Origin of the sequence: Shewanella sp. 3_MG-2023, assembly GCF_030548765.1 — a bacterium.
Taxonomy (GTDB): domain Bacteria; phylum Pseudomonadota; class Gammaproteobacteria; order Enterobacterales; family Shewanellaceae; genus Shewanella.
Window position 1 is genome coordinate 108,893 of the sequence record NZ_JAUOSH010000003.1, and the last position, 24,744, is coordinate 133,636.

Here is a 24,744-nt window from a genome sequence, read left to right on the forward strand (position 1 = left end):
ACCAGCATTCTCACCAGTCCAAGGTTTACACTGAATTTTCGTCATATTAATTAGCGGCTAAAGCTTCACCCACAGGGATAATTTTTAAAGTCACGCGGCGATCAAAAAAGTCGTTTTCAAAATTTTGTTGCTCATGTAAAGGCGCTGTCGCGCCATAGGCTTTGGCATGTAAGCGTTCATCAGCTATGCCTTGATTAGCCAAATACTTGGTCACTGCTATTAAACGCTGCTCTGATAGTGCTTGGTTAAATTTACTGTCACCGCGGCGGTCAGCGTAACCGGTTAAATCCAACATCAAATCTGGTGATAATGCCATCACATAAGCAACATCATCGAGTTGTTGTTCAAAATGAGGCTCGATAGTCGCTGAGCCGGTTTTGAATTGCACATTTAGCCCGATGGCCAGCTCTTGCATTTTTTGCTCTTGAGCATGGCGCAAATCGGCTAATTGCGTCTGCACTTGTATATATTCATCATTGACCTCCGCCAAAGACTGTTGCTTTTCATGTAGCGCCGTAAGTTCATAAGTTTGCAGCTCGAGTGCCTGTTGTTGCTTGGCGAGTAACTCATTTTGAGTTTCAATCTCAGAATCATCACCCACAGTCTTACCAATAAGTACCCCAACAAAGCTGCCAACGATGGCGCCAACAGGTCCGCCTACCACAGCGCCTAATATGGCCCCAGATGACAAGCCGACTAACTCTTCTGTGTGCTCTCTTTCTGGTGTTTGTGCTAAAACATCACTTGAATCAATGGTTGAATCAATCGCTGGTTTCATTTCTTCTGCGTGTAAGTGAGTGATGTTGGCGATCGATAAACTGCTGATGATTGCGATGGCGATTAATTGCTTTTTCATGGTGTTGTCCTTTATTTCAGATTAATAATTAAATTTGAATGAAGTGCGTTTGCTCATTCGATGAAACTATTAAACAGCATTGAAATGGCAATTAAGGGGCGTAAAAGTGGCAATGTAGCGATGAAATGTGGCAACAATATGGCAATTGCTAGGGAGCGCTTTTTTGGCCATAAAAATAATGTATAGTCAGCCATATAAGACAAAACAAAGATGGTGATATGAAAAGAATTGCGATTGTAGAAGATGAAGTAGCCATTAGAGAAAACTATAAAGAGTTACTGCAACAACAAGGCTATAGCGTGCAGGGTTATGCCAACCGCCCTGCTGCCATGTTGGCTTTTAATGCCCGTTTACCTGACCTAGCCATTATTGATATTGGCCTTGAGACCGAAATAGATGGCGGCTTTACCTTATGTCAGTCGCTGCGATCTATGTCTAGCAGTTTACCGATTATCTTTTTAACCGCCCGAGACAGTGACTTTGATACCGTTTGCGGCCTTAGATTAGGCGCTGATGATTACCTATCAAAAGATGTCAGCTTTCCGCACTTAATTGCTCGTATTGCCGCTTTATTTAGACGCTCAGAACTGATTGGCGCAGCCATCGTTGAAGATAACCTGATTGAACACGGCAAGCTCACCATTGATGGCAACCGTATTCAGGTGTACTGGCAGCAGCAACCTATAGAGTTGACCGTGACAGAGTTTTGGATGGTGCACGCGATGGCAAAACATCCAGGTCATGTGCGAAGTCGCCAAGACTTAATGCAAGAAGCTAAAATATTTGTCGATGACAGTACCATTACCTCCCACGTTAAACGTATTCGTAAAAAGTTTTTAAGCGCAGATAAAGACTTTAATTGCATCGATACCGTGTATGGCATGGGTTACCGCTGGGACAGTGTCAGTTAATGTTTAATATTCCCATAGGGCTGCGCGCTAAAGTCGTTATCTTATCGCTATTTTTGCTGTGCTTACCTTGGCTTGGCTATGAATACGTGTGGGAAATGGAAAAATACCTGCGCCACGGCCAAGAAAAAACCTTGGTGGGCACCACTCAAGCCTTAGCCACCGCATTGCATGAACGCCCGAAACTGTTTAATCACCAAGCCAGTTTTTTAAGTCAGGTTGAAAAAGGCCGCGACTTATACGCCTATCCACTTTCGGGGCCAATTCAACTTGATGGTAAACTGACTGATTGGCAGCAATATCAGCATAGAGTGATCAATTATGGCACTGATCACGTGATTTTTAATCGTAATGAAAACCAAGTCGTTGATATTCACTTTAGTCACATGGTGGGTAAATACGCCGGCTATTTATATGGATTTTTTGAGGTTGCCGATAAGCATCTGGTCTATCGTAGTAAAAATAGCTTACGGGTAGATAAAAACGATCATTTAGTGATTGCCACTCAAACACCTGATGGCCAATTTAAGCGTTATATTGTCGCCAACACTCAAGACGGTTGGTTAAGTGCCTTTGAGCTGCCACAAGATCCAACTCAATCAATGCCCGTAACACCAGAAATTCGCATTCAAGGACAATGGCTTGCCACCGATAGAGGTTATAACATTGAATTTAGAATGCCGCTAAATATGCTAGGCAGTAAACTCGGGTTCGCCATTTACAATGTTGATGACAGCCAAACCCGTACAGTGAATACTATTATCGGTACCTCAGCTATCGATTCTGTGGCGCATTTAGGCACAGTCTTAGTGCCATCACCTGAAATTGAAAATATTATCAAAGGTATGAGTCATAACAGCTCGCGTATTTGGGTGGTTGATAATCATGGCCGGGTATTAGCTAAATCGGGTGACATTCGCGCCAGCAATAATCTTTGGTCATCAAGCTTAGATGACACCCGTGAGCCTAGCATTTGGGGGCAATTTAAAACTGATTACCTATTGCCGCTATATTATAAAATCCTCACTAAACCGCCGCAGGATTTTGTCGATTCATTGCAAGACTCAACCGAGTTAAGTGGCAGTCATATACAACAAGCCCTTAATGGAAAACAAGGCTCAACCTGGCGCTTAACCCCTGATAGTAAAGCTGTGGTATTAGCCGCGGCCAGTCCTATCTGGATTGATGATAAAGTCATGGGCGCCGTCATTGCTGAAGAAACCACCCACGGAATTCGTACCCTGCGTAACCGCGCGCTAGAAAAACTGTTTAATGTGATTTTAACCATCATGAGTATGGGCACCTTGGCGCTGTTTATCTTTGCATCCAGCATTTCAAGCCGCATTCGCAAACTCAGAGATCAATCTGAACAAGCTATCGATAGCCAAGGCCGAGTGAGACAACAAATTGTCCCCTCTAAAACCCGTGATGAAATTGGCGATTTATCTCGCAGCTTTGCCAATATTGTTGGCCGTTTAGGTCAATACACCCACTACTTAGAGAACATGTCATCGAGGCTGTCACACGAACTACGTACCCCAGTTGCCGTAGTGCGTTCATCCCTTGAGCATTTAAGCTTGCAACAACTTGAGCCTGGCAGTGAAAAATACGTCGCTCGCGCTCAAGAAGGTGTCAGCCGTTTGCATTTAATCTTAAACAACTTAAGTGAAGCAACCCGCTTAGAAGCCAGTTTATCCCATGCAGAGCAAAGCCAGTTTTCTTTAACAGAAGTCATTAGCGGCTGCATGCAAGGTTATCAATATACCTACCCTGAAACTCAATTTACCCTAGACATTGATGATGGCCCAATGATCATGTTCGGTGTACCTGAATACATAGCGCAGCTGATGGATAAACTGATTAATAACGCCATTGAGTTCAGTACTGATGATCCTATTAGGCTGACACTTAAACGCACCGCTAAAACTGCGATTATCGAACTGGCTAACCAAGGGCCATTATTGCCTGCAGACATGACAGCGCAAATCTTTGAATCTATGGTGTCAATACGTCCACAAGGCGTGCAAGCCAAGCCGCATCTAGGGCTAGGTTTGTACATTGCAAGATTAGTGACTGAGTTTCACCAAGGCAGCATTAAGGCTGAGAATCTAGCCGATGGCAGTGGGGTTAAGTTCGTGCTGATATTCCCCTTAGCAGACTCAAAATAACCTTTATTTTAGCCGTATAGATGTTAGGATGGCTAAAACAATAATTCATAACATCCGTTGTGCCAGTTGGGAATGAATCTATGAGCAATCAGCAAGACAAATTAGCCACGCAAATCGTCAGTGTCGGCAGAGACAAAAAATACACCAAAGGGATTATTAACCCACCGGTGTTTCGCGCCTCAACCGTAGTGTTTGACACCATGGATGACATGCGTTTTGCCATTAAAAATAAAACCAATGGCGAAATGTTTTATGGTCGCCGTGGCACCCCAACGCATTTTTCATTTCAGCAAGCCATCAGTGAACTTGAAGGTGGCGTAGGTACCGCCTTGTATCCGTCAGGTGCGGGAGCAATAAGCAGCGCGTTACTGTCATTTTTAAAAAGTGGTGACCATTTATTAATGGTTGATAATGCTTACGAACCCACCCGCGATTTATGTAATAAGCTGTTAGCTGGCTTTGGCATTGAAACCACCTATTACGATCCGTTAATTGGTGAAGGGATTAAAGCGCTGATTAAACCCAACACCAAGGTGTTATTCCTTGAATCACCAGGCTCTATCACCATGGAAATTCAAGATGTTCCCACTTTAAGTCGTATCGCACACGAACATGATATGGTCGTCATGCTCGATAACACTTGGGCTTCGCCTATCAATTGTCGTCCATTTGAGATGGGCGTTGATATTTCAATTCAAGCTGCCACTAAATACATTGTTGGTCACTCTGATGTGATGATGGGCACAGCAACCGCTAATGAAGCCTGCTGGGAACAACTGCGTGAAAACAGTTACATCATGGGTCAAACCACTTCACCAGATGATGTTTATCTTGCCGCAAGAGGTTTACGCACCTTAGGCGTCAGAATGGCCCAACATGACAAAAATGCCTTAAAGGTCGCTAATTGGTTAGCCACCAGACCTGAAGTGGATCACTTGCGCCACCCTGGGTTTGAAACTTGTCCGGGCCATGAGTTTTACCAGCGAGATTTCAGTGGCGGTAATGGCTTATTCTCATTCGTACTCAAACAAGGCAACTTAGCCTCTGTGACCGCTTTTGTAGAAAACATGCGTCATTTCAAAATGGGCTTTTCTTGGGGTGGTTATGAAAGTTTAATTCTCGGTGTCTTTGGCATTGATAAAATTAGAACTGCCACCACATGGGACACCAGCAAGCCGCTTATTCGCCTACATATTGGCCTTGAAGATCCCGATGATCTTATAGCCGACTTAACCGCAGCATTTGAGCGTTATAACGAGGTTGAATCTAAGCGCTAAGCCCTGATTTAGAGCTTATCAACAACACAAATAATCGATAATAAAAAGGCCGAACAGTGTAATATGTTCGGCCTTTTTAATGTTTTGAATGGCTAAAATAGATAAGTCACCCTAATTAACAAAGTAAACTATTCATCAATCACTTGAGTAAATGCCGCATGAAAAGCTTTATAATTTTCATATTTTGGCATGTGACCTAAACCTTCCAACTCAATAAGGCTTGAACCTTTAATCATTACCTGAGCTTGTTTGCCAAGGTTTTGGTCATCTCCAAGTTTTCTATTAACACCTTTTTTTAACCAACCTCGGCCAGGGCCTGTTCTATCCCTAGTGCCGATGATTAGAAAGGTTTCACTACTAATTTGCGAAAATTTATCTACTATATTTTCTGAAAATATTGGACTATAAGTTAAGGCATTATTCCAAGCGATTAAGTGCCAATCATCCTCTGCTAGGACACCTTGATTGTGCATAATACGAACATCAATCCAGTTTTATCCATTTATCAAGGGTTTCTTGTATCCAAACCGCCAACTCTTGTCGCGACAACTCGTTTTAACAATAAATGTAACTAGCGATTATAATTAGGCTGATGTGGAGTTGAATATTTCACTTATTCACAGCTGTGGTTTATCATCCTTTGGCAGTTGTAGCAGAATTTTTAAATCGAAGTGTTAATTTAGACGCTTAGGCACCTAGGTTAAACAAACGTCAGTAAAACACATTTATTGATGTACTTGTAGATTATGAGCAAAACTAACTTAAGAAACCTCTTCCCCCCAGAACCGAGACAAAACTTACATGCCGCATATATTTTCAAATCGTCGACGTATTCTTAATTTAACTGCAAATAAGAAAGAACTTAGAGCACAATTTCGCTGGGAAACCATCAACGCAATTGCTTATAAAGTCGGCGGTATTCTTTTTGTTATTGGCAGTTTCTTTTTTTTTCCCAAGTCGGGCTGAATATGCCCATATTGGCGGTTGGTTTTTTCTTGCCGCTTCACTGATTTACTTAGCGGTTAATGTTCACGATATGGCTGAGATCAGGCGACATTGGAAAAGCCAGCTATCCCACGGGATTGATTTAAAATTAGAATATTTTGCAGGTATCAGTTATCTGCTGGGTACCCTATGTTTTGTTTTTGGCCGAATATCTTATTTCCCTGCGGTTGATGATCTGATCCTCGGCACTTGGTTGTTTATCATTGGCAGCACATTGTTTGTGCTTGGCGCTGCAGCCAATGTGTTACTGATTATCAAGGCTGAATCGGTGCAATTACTGCAATTGATGAACCTAACAGCAATCACCTTTATTGTCGGCTCAGTTCTCTATGGTATGGCCTCTATCCCTTATCTGTGGGCTTTTGAATCGCCAAATGATCACCTGCTTATTCTCAACTTTCTTGCTTGGCAATATATGCTGGGCAGTATCCTATTTTTATTAGGCGGCATATTTAATTACTGGCGCGCCTACTTACTGGTTCAAAATGCGCTGAAAAATCATCCAGACGTGTAAAGCCTAATAATTTAATCAAACAAATATCTAAGCTTGCTTCAATACCCTAGGGCTCTGTGCTGTGCGGCTTTATGGCATAAAGCTGATTTATCGTCAGTAAATATCTCAATGAAAATAGCTTATGTGACTGTTTTATAATGCCCCCATGGCGTCACTGCTGAATTAATCAACCTATACGCTATTTTAAGCCAATCACTTTGGATCGTCAGCATCAAAATCCTTAGCCCTTTTTGTAGGGTCGCGTCCTACATAAGCGATTCAGAAGTTCATCAAACAATTGCTAATTTCCCTCAATTCCCTTGCTGCAATCAAGGTGTGAACAACGACCTTTCTCTCATGAGTCACAGTGCTCGTGGGCAATTGTCGTTAGCGACATACAAATATCAGGGCCTAAAAAATGTGGAATAAACTCAACAAGTCGATGATGGTCTGCCAAATGCTTTTTGGCTTATCTTTTTATGGCGTGCTCGTCAGCCTTACGCGCTTTTTTCTAGAAGAACTCAATTACGGTGAATCCGAGACCATGATGGTTGTCGGCGCATTCGCCGCTATCGGGCCATTATTTGCTATTGCAGGCGGTTTTATCGCCGATAAATTACTCGGTGCTTATCGCTCACTCACCATTAGTTATGCTGCATTTGTTACCGGTTATATTTTACTGGTCGTGGGCGCATCCTCATTACATGTCCCTACCGCAATGGCTGGTATAGCACTCGCTAGTTATGGCCGCGGGTTAATGTCGCCATCTTACCCAAGCCTTTATAGAAGAACATTTAACTCTCAAAAAGAGTTTGAACAAGGTTTCCCAATCAATTACTCGGTCAATAATATTGGCGCCTTTGCTGGGCAGTATTTGTTCCCGATGTTAATTCTGTATATTGGTTTTACTGGCGGTTTCATGCTTTCTGCCATATTGGCAGCTGTTGCCCTATTCGTTCTTGTGGTGCTCAAAAAGCCTTTTTCAGCTTTAGGAAAACCTATCGATCAAAAATCACTATCAATTAAAGCCTGGTTTGGCTTTGCTGTTATTTCTTTCGCCATGGTTGGCCTAGTGTTTTTCATGTTCTCAAATATGGAAATTGGACAAAATATCGTTTATGCCATTGGCTTAATGGCAATTGGTTACTTCATTGCTTTGATGTTTCAGGTAGGTCACGCAGAAAAACTTAGAATGGGCACCATTTTAATTGCCACTTTTTTAACGACCTGCTTTTTCGTGTATTACGGACAAATGATGACATCAATGAACATTGTTGCCATTAATACCCTGAGCGGCAATTTGTTTGGCTTTATTCCACTGCAACCAGAAGCGGCAATGGCGATGAACCCACTCTGGTGTATGGTTGGCGGTCCTGTGGTCGCCATGGCTTTTTCTGCCTTAGAGAAAAAAGGCATTAACCTGTCGACTGCAACCAAGGTGTCGGTGGCGTTTGTGATGACAGCTATCGCATTTGGGATATTAACCTATTTCATCTCAAACATCGGCCCAGATGTCACCATTAGACCTGAAGTCTTTTTTGCAGTGCACTTTTTTCAAGCGCTTGCTGAAGTGATTGTCGGCTCAATGGTAGTGGCATTTATTTTGTCTGTTGCCCCCGCACATATTGAAAACTTTTCTGTTAGCCTATTTTCAGTGGCAATCGCTTTAAGTGGGATTGTGGGCGCAGTGCTATCAACTCATATTGCCCTTGAAAAAGGACAAGTCTTGACCCAAGACATCGCCCAAAACATGTATGGTGACTATTTTCAAATGTTAACTATCATGGCGGTAGTGATGGTCGCAGTGGCTTTAGTGTGTTCTAAAGTGATTGCGCTAATGCTACGTAGAGCAGAGCAACATGATGCTGTAAATCACCCTGAAGTAGAGACGACAGTTTAAAGGATGCATTTTTAGCGGCAATTTAAAACATTGCTTATGGATGGAGAGGCTTGTCAATTTTCACTTTAACCCCGTCACATTATTATCTGAACACGCTTAATAATAATGTGACGAGTAGAAAATTAATTAGCATTAACAATAGATTGCAGTAATTTTCGTAACTGCTCACTATTGTGCTTTGACAAGCCCAAAATGACACTGGGCTTTTGACCGCGGGTTTCAATTTCGATGCGGTCCCAAATAATGCCGCTGCGATAATTAAATCCGGCAACTTTATTCCACGGGACTTCATCGGTGTTATTCCACAAACGAAATAGCCCCGGTGCATTGATGCAAATTTTATCCACATCAGTTTCGATTTCTTGGGGTAACAATCTAAATCGAAATAAAACCGATGCCAATAATTCGGCTTTAAATGCCATGGTTAATTCAGTCGCACTGATTGAAATTTGGCTGAATCGATAATGACAATGGCGGCACACCACAGCATCTTTAGGCAAGCTACTGTGGCAATCTGGACAAATATGATCAGATAGATATTCTAAGCAATGGCAACACTTTAGTGCGTCAACATGAAGCTGTTGTTTACAATAAGGACAATCCATTTACCCTCCTCATGCTAATAATCGTGTGAGTTAGCTTAAAAACTAGTACGCCGCTTGTGGCTGTTGATAAGCTTTAGTGCCCCATAATGGCACCGTCGATAAGCTGTGTTTGTAACTACCCGATGTTTCCTTGGTCGAATAAGACACATACATCAGAGTTTGATTTTCTGCATCTAAAATACGTCTGATTTTCATGGTTTTAAAGAAAATACTTTTAGACTTTTTAAATACAATCTCACCTGATGCCGACTTATCAATAGTGTCGATCATTTGCGAGGTAATTTCACCGGTTTGACGACATGAAATAGATGAATCGGATGGATCTGAAAAGCTTAAATCCGCTTCGATACTGGCAACATGACAAGTTACCCCAGGTACTAGTGGGTCAACCATCTTATTAAGTTTAATGTCTTTGGTGGTAAACATCCCTAAACTCACCTTGCCAACATCGTCACTGCAACTCATGGTTAATAAGCTAGTCCCTAGCACTAATGCCATTGCAGTTATTTTATTTACCGGCGTGTTTTGAATCATTGCTCGAACCATATTGATGTTTATCCTTACTGGCTACAACATGATTAATAACACCTGTTGTAACTGGCTTATGCTTAAATGCTTACAGTTAAATCACAGCTAAAAAAATTAGTGCTGAAAAACTTTACCCGCCCAACGCACTAAACCACTGGTTACACTGCCAAAATGGTCGCCGACAATAATTTCTGCTTCACTAAATTGGCTTGAAATACATTGGTGGATCACCGGACTTTTTGCGGTGCCGCCAGTGACATAAACCACATCAGGCTCGGCGCTTGCTGACTCAACAGCTTGCTTCATAATAGTGATTAATTTGCTAACAGGTTGCTGAACTGCAGCTTCAAAGGCATCCTGTAAGACATTAATCTCAAAGTTCGCTTCAATAAAGGATAAATCTGTATCAAAATCTGTCTGCTGTGACAGGCCAATTTTGCACTGCTCTGCTTGACGAACAAATTGATAGCTCATTTGATGCAAGCGTAATGATTTAAGTCGTTTAAGAAGCGCTGGTTGCTCGGCATCTTTAATGAGTTCGTCAATTAATTTAGCCGTCGCAATAGAGCCAAATTCTCGCTGAGCACTAATGTCATTAACAGCAACGCCATTCCAAAATGGTTGTCGCGGTACTGTAAGGTTATTTTTTAATGTAGAGCCTAGGCCTAAATGCGGCATAAAACAGTTCATGGCAACGGCAATATCAAGATCGTTACCGCCAACACGCTGACCACTATGGCCAAGCACATCATCACTACGATCGGTTTTATGTTGTAACTCTGGGCCCATTTTTACCATAGAGCAATCGGTGGTGCCGCCGCCAACATCAACCACTAGTACGGTTTTGTGGGACGTCATTGACGCTTCATAATCCATCGCAGCAGCCATAGGTTCAAATAAAAAGCTTACTTGTTCAAAGCCTGCTCTTTTAGCCGCTGTTTCTAAAATAGCTTGTGCTTGCTGATTACTTTCCTCACCGCCAACACCTTGAAAGTTAACAGGTCGGCCAATGACAGCTTTGGTGATCGGCTCTTTAATTACTGCTTTAGCCCGAGACATCACTTCAAGCATCATTAAGGTGACAATATCTTCAAATAACGCCACTTGATCGACCCTTAAACCACTGGCGCCTAAAAATGATTTTGGTGACCGGACGTAAAAACCTTCATCGGGTAATTCCAAATAGGCTTCAATTGCTTCTGGACCAACAAATACCACTTGCTCGTCTGGGTAAATATCCAACTCATGGCGGACTTGTCTGGCGCGGCTTAATTGCGATGAACGCAAGTGGCCATATTGTGGTTTTAACTCATCCGCAATGCGGTGATAAACAGCTTCAGCGATAAGTTCTCTATCCATGGCATATAAGGTTGAAGATAAGAAACAACTATCACCATTAATCGGAATAAGTGTCACCTGACCATCTTGCTCGATACCCACTGAGCAGTTTGCACTGCCGTAATCAAAACCAATAAACATTAACTTCCAACTTTATATTTCTAGATCAATGCTAAAAATAACATAAGCTGATTAAGATTTGTTATTCACTTTAGCAATAATAAATCTTTCGCTGCTAAATCCAGCAACCTGTTTCATTTATAATAATGACTTGTTTAGGCACAGTAAAAATAACATCGGCCTCAAAAAGCTAAAATCAATACAAAAAAGCACCCACATGACAATGGATGCTTTCATCAAACTGGCTTAATCGACCTTTAGTGACTCTAATTATTTAGCTTCATTTTGGGCTAGCTTCACGCTTTCTTTATGTTGACGTCTTTGCTGAATAACTTGTTTAACGTCACTACCTATATGGGCTTCGCCACGCTGTTTAGCCAGTTGAACCTGTCTTTCACGTTCAATAAAACGTTGACGCTGCTCATCTGAAATTTTATCGATACAGTGTGGACAACTGACGCCTTGAACAAAAGCTGGGGTCTGCATTTCTTCTTGTGTGATTGGCATGCGGCAAGCATTACATTGATCGTAAATACCTTTATCTAAATCATGATTTACCGCCACCCGATTATCAAATACAAAACACTCACCTTGCCACAGGCTTTGCTCTTGGTTCACTTCTTCAAGGTATTTTAAAATTCCGCCTTCAAGGTGATACACCTCATCAAAACCCTGCTCTTTAAGGTAAGCGGTGGATTTTTCACAGCGAATGCCACCGGTACAGAACATGGCGACTTTTTTGTGCTTAGTTGGATCGAGGTTTTCTTTGACGTATTGAGGAAACTCTCTGAAGGTTTCAGTTACAGGGTTAACTGCATTTTTGAAGGTGCCGATTTGTACTTCATAATCGTTACGGGTATCGACTAATAACACCTCAGGATCTGAGATCAGTTTGTTCCAATCTTTTGGTTTAACGTATGTCCCTACCACTTCCCTTGGATCAATCCCTTCAACCCCCATAGTGACAATTTCTTTCTTGAGTTTCACTTTGGTGCGGTAAAATGGCATGTTGTCGTCAAAGGATAATTTATACACAATTTCATTTAAGCCATCTTGTGACGCCAACCAGGCTAACAGGCTATCAATACTTTGTTGCGAGCCTGCTACTGTGCCGTTAATACCTTCACTGGCCAGTAATAAAGTGCCTTTAATTTCTTGTTGCTCCATATGGGCTAATAATGGCGCTTTTATTGATTCAAAATGCGGTAAAGCAACAAACTTATATAACGCGCAAACGACAACTTGTGACATGAATATCTCCGCTAGCTGGAACTTAATTTCCAGTGCAATTAATAACGATTAAGGACAAATAAGCACAAAAGAGTGATCAACCTCAAATTATGGCGCGAAATTGTAACTTAATCACACAACCATAGCTAGGCGTAATGCAGCGTCTTCAGTTCGTGTCAGTAAACACATATGTTTCAACAAACCCGCAAAACCAATCGACAACCTAAGCAAAAAGTTCACACACCCACAGATAAAAAACATAGAATAAGCTCACTCATTGTTTACTTCACGATAACAAGGTCTAGTTATATATGTCTTCCGCTATTCTTTATACCTTCAGGCGCTGCCCTTATGCGATGAGAGCGCGTATAGGCTTGCATTTAAGTTCGTTAAATCCTGAATTAAGAGAAATTGAGTTACGTAATAAACCTGCAGAAATGCTAAAGCTGTCGCCAAAAGGCACAGTACCAGTATTAGTACTGAATGATCCGCAAATTAATCGTCCTAAAGTATTAGACGAAAGCATTGATATCTTCAAGTATGTATTAAGTCATTATTCTTGTGCTGATACTGAATATTTATGCAACAGTGCTTATGTAAGCTTAGTCTGCTCTATAACCGATAAAGCAGCAATTGATCTGATTGAATTGAATGATTTTCAATTTAAACCTTGGCTAGACAAATACAAGTATGCTGATAGACACCTTGAGTATCCTGAAGAGTATTACCGCATTAAAGCCTGTGAATTCATTGAAATTTTAGAAGAAAAGCTGTCTGATAAAAAACAACTGTTGTCAGACTCACCCTCGATGGCTGACTACGCTATTTTTCCGTTTGTAAGACAATTTGCACATGTTAATAAGCTCTGGTTCCAGCAAAGCCCATATAAAAATGTAAAACAATGGCTCAAAATCCATCTAGAAAGTGATTTATTTAAAATGGTTATGAAAAAACACTCTCTCTGGTTAGATGATTTAACCCAGCAACATTACCTCAAATAGCGTCGATATATTACTAACTGCTTATATTAGTAACAACAGATCAATCTTTTGTATAGTTATTCATATATATGATTGATAAAAGCACTGTAAATGCGCTATGTTAAGTCAACTATAAGATGGATTTTATAATGATTGAACGGTTAATCTGAAAAATAGCATTATGCTTAGATTAGTCTCTCATGCAGTAACCAAGGATGTAGACATGGAACAAATGGATTTGGTGCTTGTGCTCATACCACTGTTAATCGTATTGCATATTATGTTTTGCTACCGCGCGATTAACACAGCAGCAAAGATAGATAACGTTAAACGTTATCTATGGGGAACAATAAGCCTATTTTTAGGCCCGTTAGGCTATTACTTATATCAGAACTTGCTGCCGTTAGATGCATTAGACCCAAGCGACTAAGACATTTAATTATAACGAGCAAAGTCACCGACCTAGGTAACTCAAACATTTTTATTTAAAAATATTAAATATAGTGATTCCACAACTGGAGTCACTATATTTTTATTAACGCTTTTGATCGCCTTTATAATTAGCACTGTTCTCGAGCTCAGCAATTAAGTTGATAAGCCCACTTCATAGAAACAGGTTATAAATATCGAGCGAATTGTCGGCCTGGTTTTAACGGTTTAAGCGGCGCTTTAACCGCAGGGGTGCCGATATACAAAAAGCCCACGATTTGATCTTCAGCGGCAATACCCAAACCTTGATTAACCATCGCGTTAAAAGCAAAGTCACCAGTACGCCAAACTGCGCCCAATCCTAAAGAAAACGCTGCTTGTTGCATTGCCATGGTGGCGCAGCCCGCGGCTAACTGCTGCTCTAATAATGGCACTTTAGGATGTGACTGACTTTTGGCGACGACAGTAATGACCATTGGCGCTCGGTGTGGCATCCCTTTCACTTTGGTTAAAAAGGTTTCATCGGCCCCTTTAGACTTAGCCGCCGTAACAAATATCTCTGCTAAGGTCTCTAACCCTGCATCAGTGGCGATAATAAATTCCCAAGGGGTTAAAGCGCCGTGATCTGGCACTCTGGCAGCAGCATTAAGAATGAAGTCCAATTGTTGTTCATTCGGCGCAGGCGTTGTTAAACGAGGTGTTGACTGGCGAGTAAGTAATAATTCTGAAGCGTCCAATTGCAAAATCCCTGTCTTTTCATTGCGCAGACACATGTCCACGCCGATAATTAATCTCTCAAGAATATTAACAAAAATCCCACATTAAAGTGGGATTTTTACATGTCATGATAAATTGTTAGATGAGGTTATTAATCGCTAGCTAGCACGCTTGGCAATAAAGTGATCCACGCTGGTATATCGGCCTCCGCCCATAAATAACAGCGCAAGCAACATGATGAAATAGGTTATGGCAAACTCAATACCATTATTTAAAATAACAAAGTTGCCTGAGCTTGTGAGCCATTCGTAATTACCATGTTGCTGTAAAAGTGCTTTAGCCGCAGCAAGCTTTTCAGCAGAAGCGGTGACATTATCGTTAGCAAGCCAGGAACTGGCATCAGCAATGGCCAACCAGCCATTATTAATGTGCACCGCAAACGCCGCAACTAACATGGTTACCATCATAGGGATGGCCACTAAACGTGTAGCTAAGCCTATCAGCAGTAGCGCTCCGCCAAATAATTCGGTGCCGGCAGCTAATGCGGTCATGACTTCAGGCATAGGTATACCTAAACCCCAATCAGGATTACCAAACCAAGCCGCTGTGTCACTAAAATTAGATAACTTGTTATAACCTGCTTGCATTAATACTGGGGCTAAATAAAGTCGCAAAGCCAGTGGTGCTATGCCTTCAATGTGCCTTAATAAACTTAAAAATTGCTGATATAGGTTCACCATGATAATTCCTTAACCTTGCTGCGATAATTACATCATTAGACCTTGGAATAACAAGTTTTATTTCATCTATTTACATCAGCTATAAATTAACGCTCCACATCGTCAGACAGATCTTGTAAATCCTCAATTAACGTGACTATTTTTTTGTTTAAATGACGGCGCTGCTTGCTGGATAAACTGTGATTAATTTCAATCATTAACTGACCAAATAATCGAGTATTTCTATCTGCATTTTGCTGATAGATTGCCGATTTTAATTCATCTGGCTGGGTCATTAATAACCGCATTCTCTGCTCAAGTAAGGCTGTATCATCTCGTTGACTCAGCGCAGTTTCAAACTGACGTAACCATTCAAGTCGATACTCTAGCCACATATCAAGGGTTGCTAAACGCTGTTGATTAAACGCTTTAATTAACACTTCTTGTTCTGCTGTGGTGCTTCCTAACCAATCATCAACCCGATTGATGGTTCTTTTGTTGGCATCGGCGACTAATTCTAGTTGGTTTTTTCCTGCATACTTGGCATTTAATTCATCATTATCAAGTTTAAGCTGAGTAATAATAGATTTAACTTGTTGATCGCTTAAGCTAGTAATAATAGGTAGTAAATCGGGTAGTAAAAATTCAAAAACACGAAACCAATGGGCTTTAGCTGCAGTAACTTGTTGCTCCCAAATTTCAATGGTGAGCGTGTGTTTATTAATATTGTCGGAAAGTTGCTGCAGCTGCTCGCTATAGCGAGCCAATTCTTGCTGTTGATGCCAAAGCAAAAACTTATCTAGCAGCTTATCAAATTGAGCTTGTTGAGATTTATCTAATTCTACATATTCATCAACGCGCCACTCAATGGCCCAGTCGAGAAAGAAGTAACTAAATTTGGTGGAACATCCTGCTAAAAAGATAACAAGTAATATTGGAATTAATGGCTTTTTCAACGGTCATTCTCCCCTACAAACAGCATAAGTTAAGAATAATAGCCTTATGGCACTAAAGATAGGTATTTGTTGAATAAGTTAAAATATTGCTGAGGAGATAATTGCTGGTTAGCTGCCATCATTAAAGCCCAAGCTGCGGCAAATAGCCAAAAGCAATGAGCCATTTCAGCAAGGTAGTCAGTACAATCATGAGTCAAATTCAGCTGATGTTGTAGATATTTTTCCGTCAGTTGTTTTACTTGCTCTTGAGTTAATTGATGCGTCACCACCACGGCGACTAAATCAAACAGCGGATGACTGGCAGCGCAATATTCAAAATCAATACACTTAAGTTGTTTACCATCAAACAGTAAATTATACGGCGACAAATCTCGGTGACAGAACTGCGGCGAAATCACGCAGGTTTCTAGTTGTTCAAGCCAAATAGCCATTTGGGCATATTTACTGGTTAATTTTCGATAAAGCTGCTGCCATGTCACTAACGCCTGAGTTTCATCAGCATCGCCTTTGTTTGCGGCGCTTGCATCAGCAATTGAGTTGCCTAAGTCAGATAATGAGTTTACATAAACTTGCCATTGCTGAGTCATGGTAATTTGTTTCGTCGGCAAAGGTAATTTTGATAGCGGGGTTAATAACCCCAGTAGGTGAGCAACAGGGTCTAGCGCCGCAAACACCGACTGCTGTGGGCGCTTGTTATCATAAAAACTAAACTCGGCGACATAATTTGACCATAAGTGATTATTTTCAGGTATAAACTGACTTAGGTAAAAGCGTTTATCATCACTAAGCCAAATTAATTTAGGCGCCCGATTAATGGCTTCAACCAAGCGCCAACTGCTCACTTCGTTGTCTCGTTCACACCACGGGGCATTATCTTGATTAACCCGTAATACCCAATCGCTATCACTTAAGGCTATATGGAAGTTTTGGTTACTTAATCCATCAGATAACACTTTAACCCCATGACAATCTGCTTCAATCTTATCGGCTAATATATTCGGTAATTGGCGTTTAATATCCGCAGGTAGCCATTGCCATGGGTTAAAGTGACTCATTATCTAAATAGCCATTAGCTTGCTAAGGCTGCATCATCTGGTGCATGATTTTGCAGCATTTTTTTACGCCACATAAAGTAACCGCTGACAGCCATAAATAAATACAGGATAAGTAAACCAGAAGTTAGCATTAAACCTTTTTGAAGGTATAAGTAAATTGATAGCGAATTAATCACCATCCAGTAATACCAATTTTCTATTACCTTTTTCGCCACTAGATAAGTAGTCATCACCGCAAAACAGGTTGTTAATGCATCAAGATATGGAAACGAAGCACTTGTATTTGTGGCCATTAAGTAGCCCACAATCAAGGATACACCACTAGTAACGGCAATAATCACTAAGTGTTTGTTTAGAGACCAACTAATAATTGGCAGTTCAGTTTGATGACGACTGTCAGCACCATAGCGCCACAGCCAAAAGCCATAAATCGCCATCGCCATGTAATATACATTTAGCACTGATTCCATCAACAATGACACATTCCAAAACAGCACTGTGTATATGGCAGTACTGGCAAAGGCTGCCGCCCAACACCAAATATTGGTTTTCATGGCTAATATCAAATACGCAATTGCCAGAATCACTGCAACAGCTTCCCAGCCTGTCATTACAGACACTTCAGTAATGGCAATTTGTATTGATTGAACGATCTCAGATAACATAACGTTGGCTACTATTTCATTACTATGATGAATTTACAGGTTATTCGGTGTGGCTTAAATCAAGCTCGCCACCAATAAATTTACATACAAATACTGCTTTGCCCCATTTTTGATGGGCCGCTTCCATTTCGGTTGCTAGCATGGCCATCACATCTGCGTATTCACCGCACACCTGAGTCGCCATCGCATTGGTTTTACGTTCAATATTAGGGTAGCTATCTACTCGGCCAATAAACCACTTTATCGGGTCTAAATAGTTTTCATTAAATGGATACATGCTGATTTCGGCAGTCAATTTCATGGAAATTCCTTAATCGTGATAAAAATACCGTCATAGTCTATCAAAGTTTAAGGTAAAAAACTTTTCAAAACATGACGGCAATTTAGTGTTAAGTATTGTTATTATTAAATAAATCAACTGTAACCCAACAGGTTAACAGCCCCTTTTAATTAACATAGTTTGCAGCCAAGCTACATAAACTTGACGTTTAAGGTAATACCTAGCTGACGTGGATCGCCGAAACGTACATATTGCTTATCGGCCCAATCTAAGTCTGGTTCATTACCAAAGTAGAAGCCTCTGGTGCCATATTGCTCGTCAAATAAGTTGCGGCCCCATAAATACGCTGACCACATTTGTGTTTCATAACCCACTCGAGCATTGAAAATAGTATAAGCGTCTGACTTTGATTCGTTACTATCAGAGTAGTAAAAATCACTTTTACCGCTAGCATTTAAATTGGTAAACCAGCCAGAATCACTGACATAGCTCATGCCTGCGCTATAAGTAAATTTTGGCGCATGGGCTTGCTCTCGACCTGTTAAATCTACGACATTGCCATATTTATCCTTGTATTGATAATCACCATAGGTGGCTTCTAACCAACCTGCACTACCGTAGAATTGAATGTTATCGGTGGCATAGTAGGTAAAGTCGATTTCGGCGCCGTAGTTTTCAGCACTACCTGCATTTTCGGTAAATAGAATGAAGCGCTGCTGATCATCAGGGTCTTGTTGTGATGCCGCCACTTGCTGATCGCGTCGATCCATATAGAAGAATGCCAAGTTGGTGTCTAATTGACCTTGTAACCACGAAGATTTGAGCCCTAACTCGTAGTTATATAAGATTTCAGTATCAAACTCTTTTTTATCGGCTAATTCAGCTGGCAAACTCATGTTAAAGCCACCCGCCTTATAGCCTCGAGCAATACGCAGATAGGTATTATGGTCTTGGTTTATGGCTTTAGATAGCGCTAAATGACCGCCCCACATGTTTTCGCTAGGTGAGAATTTATCACCATTACTGTCTGAATATTCACTTTCTCGACGCTCTAAACGCACCCCAGCTGAAAATACATAACCATTACTAAACTGGGTATCGGTTTGAGCAAAAATAGCATAGTTGGTCGCTTCATATTCCGATTGCAGCACTTCATCTGGCCAGCCATTGTATTCAGAATATAAGTCATTATCCTCTTGAAGGTTCATGCCATATAAGCCCATTAACCAATCAGTCGAATCGTTAAAAATTCGGCCAGCTTCGTTTGAGCTGATACGAAGTTCCTGTGACACGGTTTTACGCTCACCCTGTTTATCCCAGGTGTAATCATAAACACATGGCTCAGTCCCAATCACGTTCCAGTCATCATCATAAATGCTGCATTGTTTCGAATCCCAGTAATCAGGGTTGGCCCAATCGCCGTCATAATTATGGTGATGATCGGTTTGTGCAAATGAAGTTAACGAGGTGAGTTCGAACTTTTCAAAACTGCTGAATGTGGCTTTTAAGCCAGCACCAGTGGTCTTTTGCGCATCAACACCAGGCTTATCGGTAATTGTTTCAAAGCCATTATTATCTAACGTCCAGGCATCATAGCCATTATCAAAATTAGCATGTAAAAAGGTTAAATCCAGTTGCACATCATCTGCAGCATACCAACGCAATTTAGCACGGGCGGTGAATTCATCACGGCCATTGGTATCTTCACGCTCTAGATAAGTATTGTCGCGGTAACCATTTTGCGAATGTTGCTCTAAAGACACCCGATAAAGTAGCTTACCAGAGTCAGTTATTGGGCCAGAGCTAAAACCGGAGAAGGTTTGTAAGTCATCGTCACCAAGAGAGACTTGTGCGCCATGTTCAAACACATCGGTGGGATCGTTACTTTTAAGGTATATAAGACCCGCTAACGCATTGGCGCCATATTGTGTACCTTGTGGGCCACGAAGAACTTCAACCTGTTGCATATCGTACATGCTCGACACCATGCCGATCCCAGATAAATCGATATCATCAACAATGAAGCCAACAGAAGAATTTGGCGCGCCTTGATATTCTTCTTGCTCACCCACACCACGAATTTGGAAATACTTTGGCCGAGAGCTGCCGCCAGACCAGTTAAAATTAGCAATAGAGTTTAATACATCTTCAAAATGTTGAGCGCCCTCATCTTGCAATTGTTGGCTATCGATGACGGTAACACTGGATGGCACTTTTTCTAGCGCTATATTACTAAAGTCAGCGTTAACCACTATGACTTCCATTTTTTCAGCAGCGGGCGCCACGCGTTCAACATTTTCTGTTTGAGCGACAACGGAAGTGGATAAAACGGCAAGAATGGCAATCGCTAGTGGCGATTTAGATTTTATTACAGACATAGGACCTCAAATTATAATTTTGAGATCCGGCAAGCATAGTGAATTAGTTATGTGCATCCATGACTGTCATTACAATTATCAGTTATTAAATTGGTGTCGTTTTTCGTTTACGACTTGGTTTATGACTGAGTTAATGACTAACATTTACGGCAAAGCATGCAGCCTATTCCTACGCCGGTATGAGCCGGATCAGGTTCTAAGGGTTTGTCTTTAGACATCTCAGTTTATCAACACGATAAACACCCCTTGGCGCGGCGGATTATAAACTATCCTTCATCTGTGCAACAGCACTAACAGGCACTTTTTATTAACTATTTAAGTACAAAAAATTATCACATAGATATTTTTATGATTAGCTAAGCCTATAAAACAAAAAACACGCAATTAAGCGTGTTTTATATTTTAAAAGATACACTTAGTTAGAGAATGCTTCTCTTACATATACTTCAAAACGGCTTGCATTGGCATTAGGGGCAACGGCGCTAACCTGCATTTGTTGTTTGCCATGTAGCTTTAATGACTTCCAGCTGCTTGCTTCATCTTCAATGGTAAAGCCACCAACATCAAACCAAGTAAACTTATATTGCAGCCTTAAATCCGTTGACACCTTGCTAATGATTAATGCAGAACCTTGCAATAAATCCGCTTGCGTTCTGACATTGACTTGCTCAACAGCGACTTTTCTCGCAAAAGAATTATTATCAACTCTCACTTCGCTATTAGAGCTAACCATGACTCCCGCGGTATGATTAGCACAGGCTGATAGCATTAACGCTAGCGATATCATTATTACTCTTAATGTCATCATTAATTCCTTTTTTTAAGTATTAAAAAATAAATGGTCGGCTCAGTGTCAAACAGCTTGCTCATCTATGCATCAACTGTGTGTTACTTCTACTGATCAAGCAAGAAATGCGCTCTCGCAGTAGCAATTAGCTGCTTACGATTTTTCTGCCAGCAATTAATGCTAACATTAGCAACTCGGCGTCCTTGACGAGTAATTTTACATTCAGCAAACGTATCTTGATGTAAACCCGCACGTAAATAATCAATTGAAAAATCGATAATTTTTGGCACTTTCTTAGCTTGCATAAATACCATTAACTGCACAATCGCCGACATTTCCATAAAGCCAGCAATAACCCCGCCATGTATGGCTGGCAGAATAGGATTACCAATGTTGTCATCTTTAGTTGGCAGCTTAAATACCATTTCATCACCAAAGCGATCAACACTCATCCCGATAAATTGGGTATAAGGGACTTTCTCTAATAAATAACTATAGTCATTTAAATCAATGGCCCGCTTAACCACATCATGAACATTAATATCGCCCACAGTTAAACTGGCATTGCCTGCCTGCATAACTTCAACACTTTGAGTATCAGGCTGGTTATTAGCAGCTGAATTGACTGCACTTGCTTCATCAGCGCAGCCCATCAAAGCTTGTCTAAACTCTTCACCCACCATTTCTGGACTAATACGCATAAATGAGCCAACAGCATGCGCAATAGGATCATCAATACTGTCTTGATAAGCAATCGCACGGGTAAACGCCACATTGGCCGACAAACGATAACATTCTGCAAATGCATACAGCGGTTTGTTTGGCTCAGCCGGTTTCATGTAGTCAACCCGTAAATCTAAGGTTGGCGATATTTCTAAGGATTTATACTTCTCTAAAATAGCGCATACAACAGAAGTGCCGGATGCGGTATCAATGATCGTAGTCACCACACCGCCGTGTATCACCCCAGTATCTGGGTCACCAATGATATCTTGGCTATAAGGCAACTCCAGTAATACGTGATGTTCACTGGCTTCTAACGCACTAATATTCAATCGACGGCAATGGGCAAGCTGATTAACAAATCGGCTTGCTACGCCGGTTAACGGAAAAAAATCACTGTTTATTTTCATGTTATTAGTATTAATCCAACCGACTTAGCATTGGCCCAAGTGACTTACCGCCAAGTAGATGCATATGGATATGGTAAACCTCTTGGCCACCGTGTTTATTACAGTTCATGATTAAGCGGTAACCATCTTGTGCAATACCCGCTTCATCAGCCAGCTTTGCCGCAACTGTCATCATTCGCCCTAATGCCAGTTCGTCAGATGCTTTTACATCATTGGCTGTGGGGATCAAATGGTTTGGAATAATCAGAATATGTGTTGGTGCCTGTGGGTTTATATCGCGAAAAGCGGTGACGAGCTCATCCTGAAACAAAATGTCGGCAGGAATTTCTCGGCGTATAATTTTACTGAAAATGGTTTCTTCAGCCATGATTGATCATCCTTTTGGTTATTATAATCGAAGTAGTGAAAATCATTGTTGAATGCGCTAATCAAGCAGCCAACTAAGCGCTTGCTTAACTATATAATAGCTACTGCTGCATTTGTCACTTAAGCCAAGCAAGTTTAACACTTTGCTATTAATCACTGTTGAATGTTGTTGGCACTATCAAGCCAATTTTGACAGCTCGATTAACTATAGCAACGCTCACTTACTTAGAGTTTATCTAGGCATTATCACATCATTGTTATCAATGCTAAAGGGGATTTATTTGAAGTATCCCCAGCAATTAACATTGAAGTCGCTAAAAAAAGCGCTATATTTCTTGGTGGTTACCTTTAAACCTTATGCAATTAGACTTCTTAGGCATCTTTTTGATCACCACATAATGAAAGCTTGGCTTAACTTAACCATAATGAAAGCTAAGCTGCTTATGTGGTTATCGCCTTAAGGGCTGCGTCTGTGTATCTAGAAGTTTACCCCCAGAAAACATAAAAGGCGCCATTGGCACCTTTATCGTGATTGAAACATAAGGGACTGTTAATTAGGGGCTATTTATTCAGGACGGATAATTAGCCACGCTTAATTCTGGCACTGACTTGCGCTTCTTTATGGGCTTCTAACCAATACTTTTGCAAGGTAGTATTTTGCAAACCTGTAGTGGCATCCCCTAGCCTCCAAGCCCCTTTCCAAATGCCATCGGCAATAAGATGCACAACAGCGCTCTCAATGGCTGCGACTACGCATAAACTCACAGGCTCATTGGAAGTATAACCCGCTTCAGCCTCTAACAAATCTTGTGCATCAATAAACTTAAATACACCCGCGGTAATTTCTTTTGATATCACCGATTTGGTGGTGGTAACACTACTGAGTAATCGGCCAGTTCGAATATCCACAGCGCGTAAATTAACGGTAATGCTATCGACTCGGTATTGACCTGAAGCGCCAATGCCTAAATACCGTGCTCCAGCACCGCCCGTTTTAATATTTGTGTCATAGGCAACAATGCCACCTTCCATTAATACCTGCGCACTATTAAGTTGCGGTAATTTACTGGCATCACCTTTAAGTCCTGCCCGTAAAATTTTACGTTCTGTTAATAGGTTTTGCAGTCCTTCACGCTCAACGGGTATAAACCATGCTGAATCATTAAGTGACTGGGCTAAAAATGCCGTACCGGATTGTGGCACTGCCGTTGAAAAGTTACTTGATGGAATGGGCTTGTATTGTCCTGTTTGATCGCGAAAATCATATACTGCAGCAACCATCGCACCTTGTGGAAAAGGTAAACTGGTTAGATCGTAATAAGTTTCACCTTTAGGCATTAAACTTGAAGTGGCATCTATATTTTCAAATTCTTCATCAATTGATGAGCAAGCTGTTAAAGATAGTAGGCACAAGCTAATAATTAATTTTTTCATTATTAACCCCCGACACTGTCATCAACAATACCGCCAACTTCAATAATGGTGGTTTCACCGGTTAATACGTCGGTAATATGAACAATCAATGAGCCGTCTTCATTAACGACATTAATTTCAAAATCATCAGTTAATAGATAACCTTCCCCCCCATTGGCGGCATCATTAAAAAGTTGGCTCATCAACCGAGACTGTAACGAACTTGAGAGACGTTCTAATGCTGTTGGGGCCACATAACCTGAGCCACCACTACTTTCATGGTCATTTTGCGCAGCTGCATTAGCCAGTAGATATGAGCCATTTAAATAGCTGCCACCAAAGGCTGGGTTTACTGGTTGATAAATAAGTTGAGTGGCAAAGCAATCAACTGAAAGAATGAGCAATATTGAAGTAAATGTTATTTTTTTCATTTTGGCT

At 41.1% G+C, this 24,744-nt stretch carries 26 protein-coding genes, 1 pseudogene and 1 riboswitch; of the genes and pseudogenes, 8 read left to right on the top strand and 19 right to left on the bottom strand.

Annotation, left to right across the window (positions count from 1 at the left end; genetic code table 11):
* Positions 1-46: 46 nt before the first annotated feature.
* The gene (gene pdsO, locus Q4591_RS02740) at positions 47-856 is read right to left on the bottom strand and encodes a sortase-associated OmpA-like protein PdsO (protein WP_102439607.1); all 810 of its coding nucleotides are present in this window, start codon (positions 854-856) and stop codon (positions 47-49) included.
* 218 nt (positions 857-1,074) lie between these two features.
* On the opposite strand from pdsO, the gene pdsR reads away from it, so the two are divergent.
* From pdsR to Q4591_RS02755, 3 genes are all read left to right on the top strand, one after another.
* Positions 1,075-1,767: a proteobacterial dedicated sortase system response regulator gene (gene pdsR, locus Q4591_RS02745; protein ID WP_102439606.1), complete on the top strand. Its 693-nt coding sequence runs from the start codon at positions 1,075-1,077 to the stop codon at positions 1,765-1,767.
* Complete coding sequence (gene pdsS, locus Q4591_RS02750; protein WP_102439605.1) at positions 1,767-3,932, top strand: proteobacterial dedicated sortase system histidine kinase; 2,166 nt, start codon at positions 1,767-1,769, stop codon at positions 3,930-3,932. Before pdsR ends, pdsS begins: the two co-directional genes overlap by 1 nt.
* Positions 3,933-4,012: 80 nt before the next feature.
* Positions 4,013-5,209: a cystathionine beta-lyase gene (locus tag Q4591_RS02755; protein ID WP_303459243.1), complete on the top strand. Its 1,197-nt coding sequence runs from the start codon at positions 4,013-4,015 to the stop codon at positions 5,207-5,209.
* A gap of 128 nt (positions 5,210-5,337) precedes the next feature.
* Here the strand turns inward: Q4591_RS02755 and Q4591_RS02760 are convergent, their stop codons facing one another.
* Positions 5,338-5,682 carry a hypothetical protein gene (locus Q4591_RS02760; protein WP_303459246.1) on the bottom strand — a complete coding sequence of 115 codons (345 nt, stop codon included), beginning with the start codon at positions 5,680-5,682 and terminating at the stop codon, positions 5,338-5,340.
* 328 nt (positions 5,683-6,010) lie between these two features.
* On the opposite strand from Q4591_RS02760, the gene Q4591_RS20125 reads away from it, so the two are divergent.
* The 3 genes from Q4591_RS20125 (at position 6,011) to Q4591_RS02770 (ending at position 8,607) form a co-directional block, all read left to right on the top strand.
* The gene (locus Q4591_RS20125) at positions 6,011-6,175 is read left to right on the top strand and encodes a YrhK family protein (RefSeq protein WP_368501194.1); all 165 of its coding nucleotides are present in this window, start codon (positions 6,011-6,013) and stop codon (positions 6,173-6,175) included.
* Positions 6,141-6,728: a YrhK family protein gene (locus Q4591_RS02765; RefSeq protein WP_303459249.1), complete on the top strand. Its 588-nt coding sequence runs from the start codon at positions 6,141-6,143 to the stop codon at positions 6,726-6,728. The genes Q4591_RS20125 and Q4591_RS02765 overlap by 35 nt, the downstream gene beginning before the upstream one ends.
* Before the next feature lie 397 nt (positions 6,729-7,125).
* On the top strand, positions 7,126-8,607 hold the full coding sequence (locus tag Q4591_RS02770) for a peptide MFS transporter (protein ID WP_303410007.1): 1,482 nt from the start codon (positions 7,126-7,128) through the stop codon (positions 8,605-8,607).
* A 122-nt stretch (positions 8,608-8,729) separates the two neighbouring features.
* Here Q4591_RS02770 and Q4591_RS02775 read toward each other — a convergent pair whose 3' ends face one another.
* From Q4591_RS02775 to Q4591_RS02790, 4 genes are all read right to left on the bottom strand, one after another.
* Positions 8,730-9,212, bottom strand: coding sequence for a zinc ribbon domain-containing protein (locus Q4591_RS02775; RefSeq protein ID WP_102439601.1), 483 nt, complete (start codon positions 9,210-9,212; stop codon positions 8,730-8,732).
* A 42-nt stretch (positions 9,213-9,254) separates the two neighbouring features.
* On the bottom strand, positions 9,255-9,710 hold the full coding sequence (locus tag Q4591_RS02780) for a CreA family protein (RefSeq protein WP_303445646.1): 456 nt from the start codon (positions 9,708-9,710) through the stop codon (positions 9,255-9,257).
* Positions 9,711-9,854: 144 nt separating this feature from the next.
* On the bottom strand, positions 9,855-11,219 hold the full coding sequence (gene yegD, locus Q4591_RS02785) for a molecular chaperone (RefSeq protein ID WP_102439600.1): 1,365 nt from the start codon (positions 11,217-11,219) through the stop codon (positions 9,855-9,857).
* A 249-nt stretch (positions 11,220-11,468) separates the two neighbouring features.
* Positions 11,469-12,449, bottom strand: coding sequence for a rhodanese-related sulfurtransferase (locus Q4591_RS02790; protein ID WP_102439599.1), 981 nt, complete (start codon positions 12,447-12,449; stop codon positions 11,469-11,471).
* A gap of 290 nt (positions 12,450-12,739) precedes the next feature.
* On the opposite strand from Q4591_RS02790, the gene Q4591_RS02795 reads away from it, so the two are divergent.
* Positions 12,740-13,429, top strand: a complete 690-nt coding sequence (locus Q4591_RS02795; protein WP_303459251.1) for a glutathione S-transferase — start codon at positions 12,740-12,742, stop codon at positions 13,427-13,429.
* Positions 13,430-13,631: 202 nt separating this feature from the next.
* Positions 13,632-13,838, top strand: coding sequence for a hypothetical protein (locus Q4591_RS02800; protein WP_076536156.1), 207 nt, complete (start codon positions 13,632-13,634; stop codon positions 13,836-13,838).
* 187 nt (positions 13,839-14,025) lie between these two features.
* On the opposite strand, the gene Q4591_RS02805 is transcribed toward Q4591_RS02800, so the two are convergent.
* The 13 genes and pseudogenes from Q4591_RS02805 to Q4591_RS02860 all read right to left on the bottom strand — a co-directional run bounded on the left by Q4591_RS02805 (position 14,026) and on the right by Q4591_RS02860 (position 24,737).
* A complete protein-coding gene (locus Q4591_RS02805) occupies positions 14,026-14,574 on the bottom strand; it encodes an NAD(P)H nitroreductase (RefSeq protein ID WP_102439615.1) in 549 nt (182 codons plus the stop codon).
* A 138-nt stretch (positions 14,575-14,712) separates the two neighbouring features.
* Positions 14,713-15,300, bottom strand: a complete 588-nt coding sequence (locus Q4591_RS02810; RefSeq protein WP_102476402.1) for a DoxX family protein — start codon at positions 15,298-15,300, stop codon at positions 14,713-14,715.
* Positions 15,301-15,380: 80 nt separating this feature from the next.
* Positions 15,381-16,229 (bottom strand): DUF6279 family lipoprotein, encoded by an 849-nt coding sequence (locus Q4591_RS02815; protein WP_102531781.1) that lies wholly within the window; start codon positions 16,227-16,229, stop codon positions 15,381-15,383.
* Between the two features lie 44 nt (positions 16,230-16,273).
* On the bottom strand, positions 16,274-17,284 hold the full coding sequence (locus Q4591_RS02820; RefSeq protein WP_303459254.1) for a phosphotransferase: 1,011 nt from the start codon (positions 17,282-17,284) through the stop codon (positions 16,274-16,276).
* Positions 17,285-17,298: 14 nt separating this feature from the next.
* A complete protein-coding gene (gene pnuC / locus Q4591_RS02825) occupies positions 17,299-17,949 on the bottom strand; it encodes a nicotinamide riboside transporter PnuC (RefSeq protein WP_102439594.1) in 651 nt (216 codons plus the stop codon).
* A gap of 40 nt (positions 17,950-17,989) precedes the next feature.
* Complete coding sequence (locus Q4591_RS02830; protein WP_076536145.1) at positions 17,990-18,250, bottom strand: hypothetical protein; 261 nt, start codon at positions 18,248-18,250, stop codon at positions 17,990-17,992.
* A gap of 170 nt (positions 18,251-18,420) precedes the next feature.
* Positions 18,421-20,607, bottom strand: coding sequence for a TonB-dependent receptor (locus tag Q4591_RS02835; RefSeq protein WP_102476405.1), 2,187 nt, complete (start codon positions 20,605-20,607; stop codon positions 18,421-18,423).
* 148 nt (positions 20,608-20,755) lie between these two features.
* Positions 20,756-20,864: riboswitch (TPP riboswitch) on the bottom strand.
* 158 nt (positions 20,865-21,022) lie between these two features.
* The gene (locus tag Q4591_RS02840) at positions 21,023-21,412 is read right to left on the bottom strand and encodes a YcfL family protein (RefSeq protein ID WP_102531778.1); all 390 of its coding nucleotides are present in this window, start codon (positions 21,410-21,412) and stop codon (positions 21,023-21,025) included.
* Positions 21,413-21,501: 89 nt separating this feature from the next.
* Entirely contained in the window at positions 21,502-21,972 is a 471-nt protein-coding gene (locus Q4591_RS20130; RefSeq protein WP_347230783.1) for a PaaI family thioesterase, read from the bottom strand.
* A 171-nt stretch (positions 21,973-22,143) separates the two neighbouring features.
* Positions 22,144-22,527 (bottom strand): annotated as a pseudogene (locus Q4591_RS20135) (PaaI family thioesterase); the annotation flags it as partial.
* Positions 22,528-22,537: 10 nt separating this feature from the next.
* Positions 22,538-22,894 carry a purine nucleoside phosphoramidase gene (hinT, locus tag Q4591_RS02850; protein ID WP_102439590.1) on the bottom strand — a complete coding sequence of 119 codons (357 nt, stop codon included), beginning with the start codon at positions 22,892-22,894 and terminating at the stop codon, positions 22,538-22,540.
* 581 nt (positions 22,895-23,475) lie between these two features.
* Complete coding sequence (locus Q4591_RS02855; RefSeq protein ID WP_076536135.1) at positions 23,476-24,327, bottom strand: CsgG/HfaB family protein; 852 nt, start codon at positions 24,325-24,327, stop codon at positions 23,476-23,478.
* 2 nt (positions 24,328-24,329) lie between these two features.
* The gene (locus Q4591_RS02860; protein WP_102439588.1) at positions 24,330-24,737 is read right to left on the bottom strand and encodes a curli assembly protein CsgF; all 408 of its coding nucleotides are present in this window, start codon (positions 24,735-24,737) and stop codon (positions 24,330-24,332) included.
* Positions 24,738-24,744 lie beyond the last annotated feature (7 nt).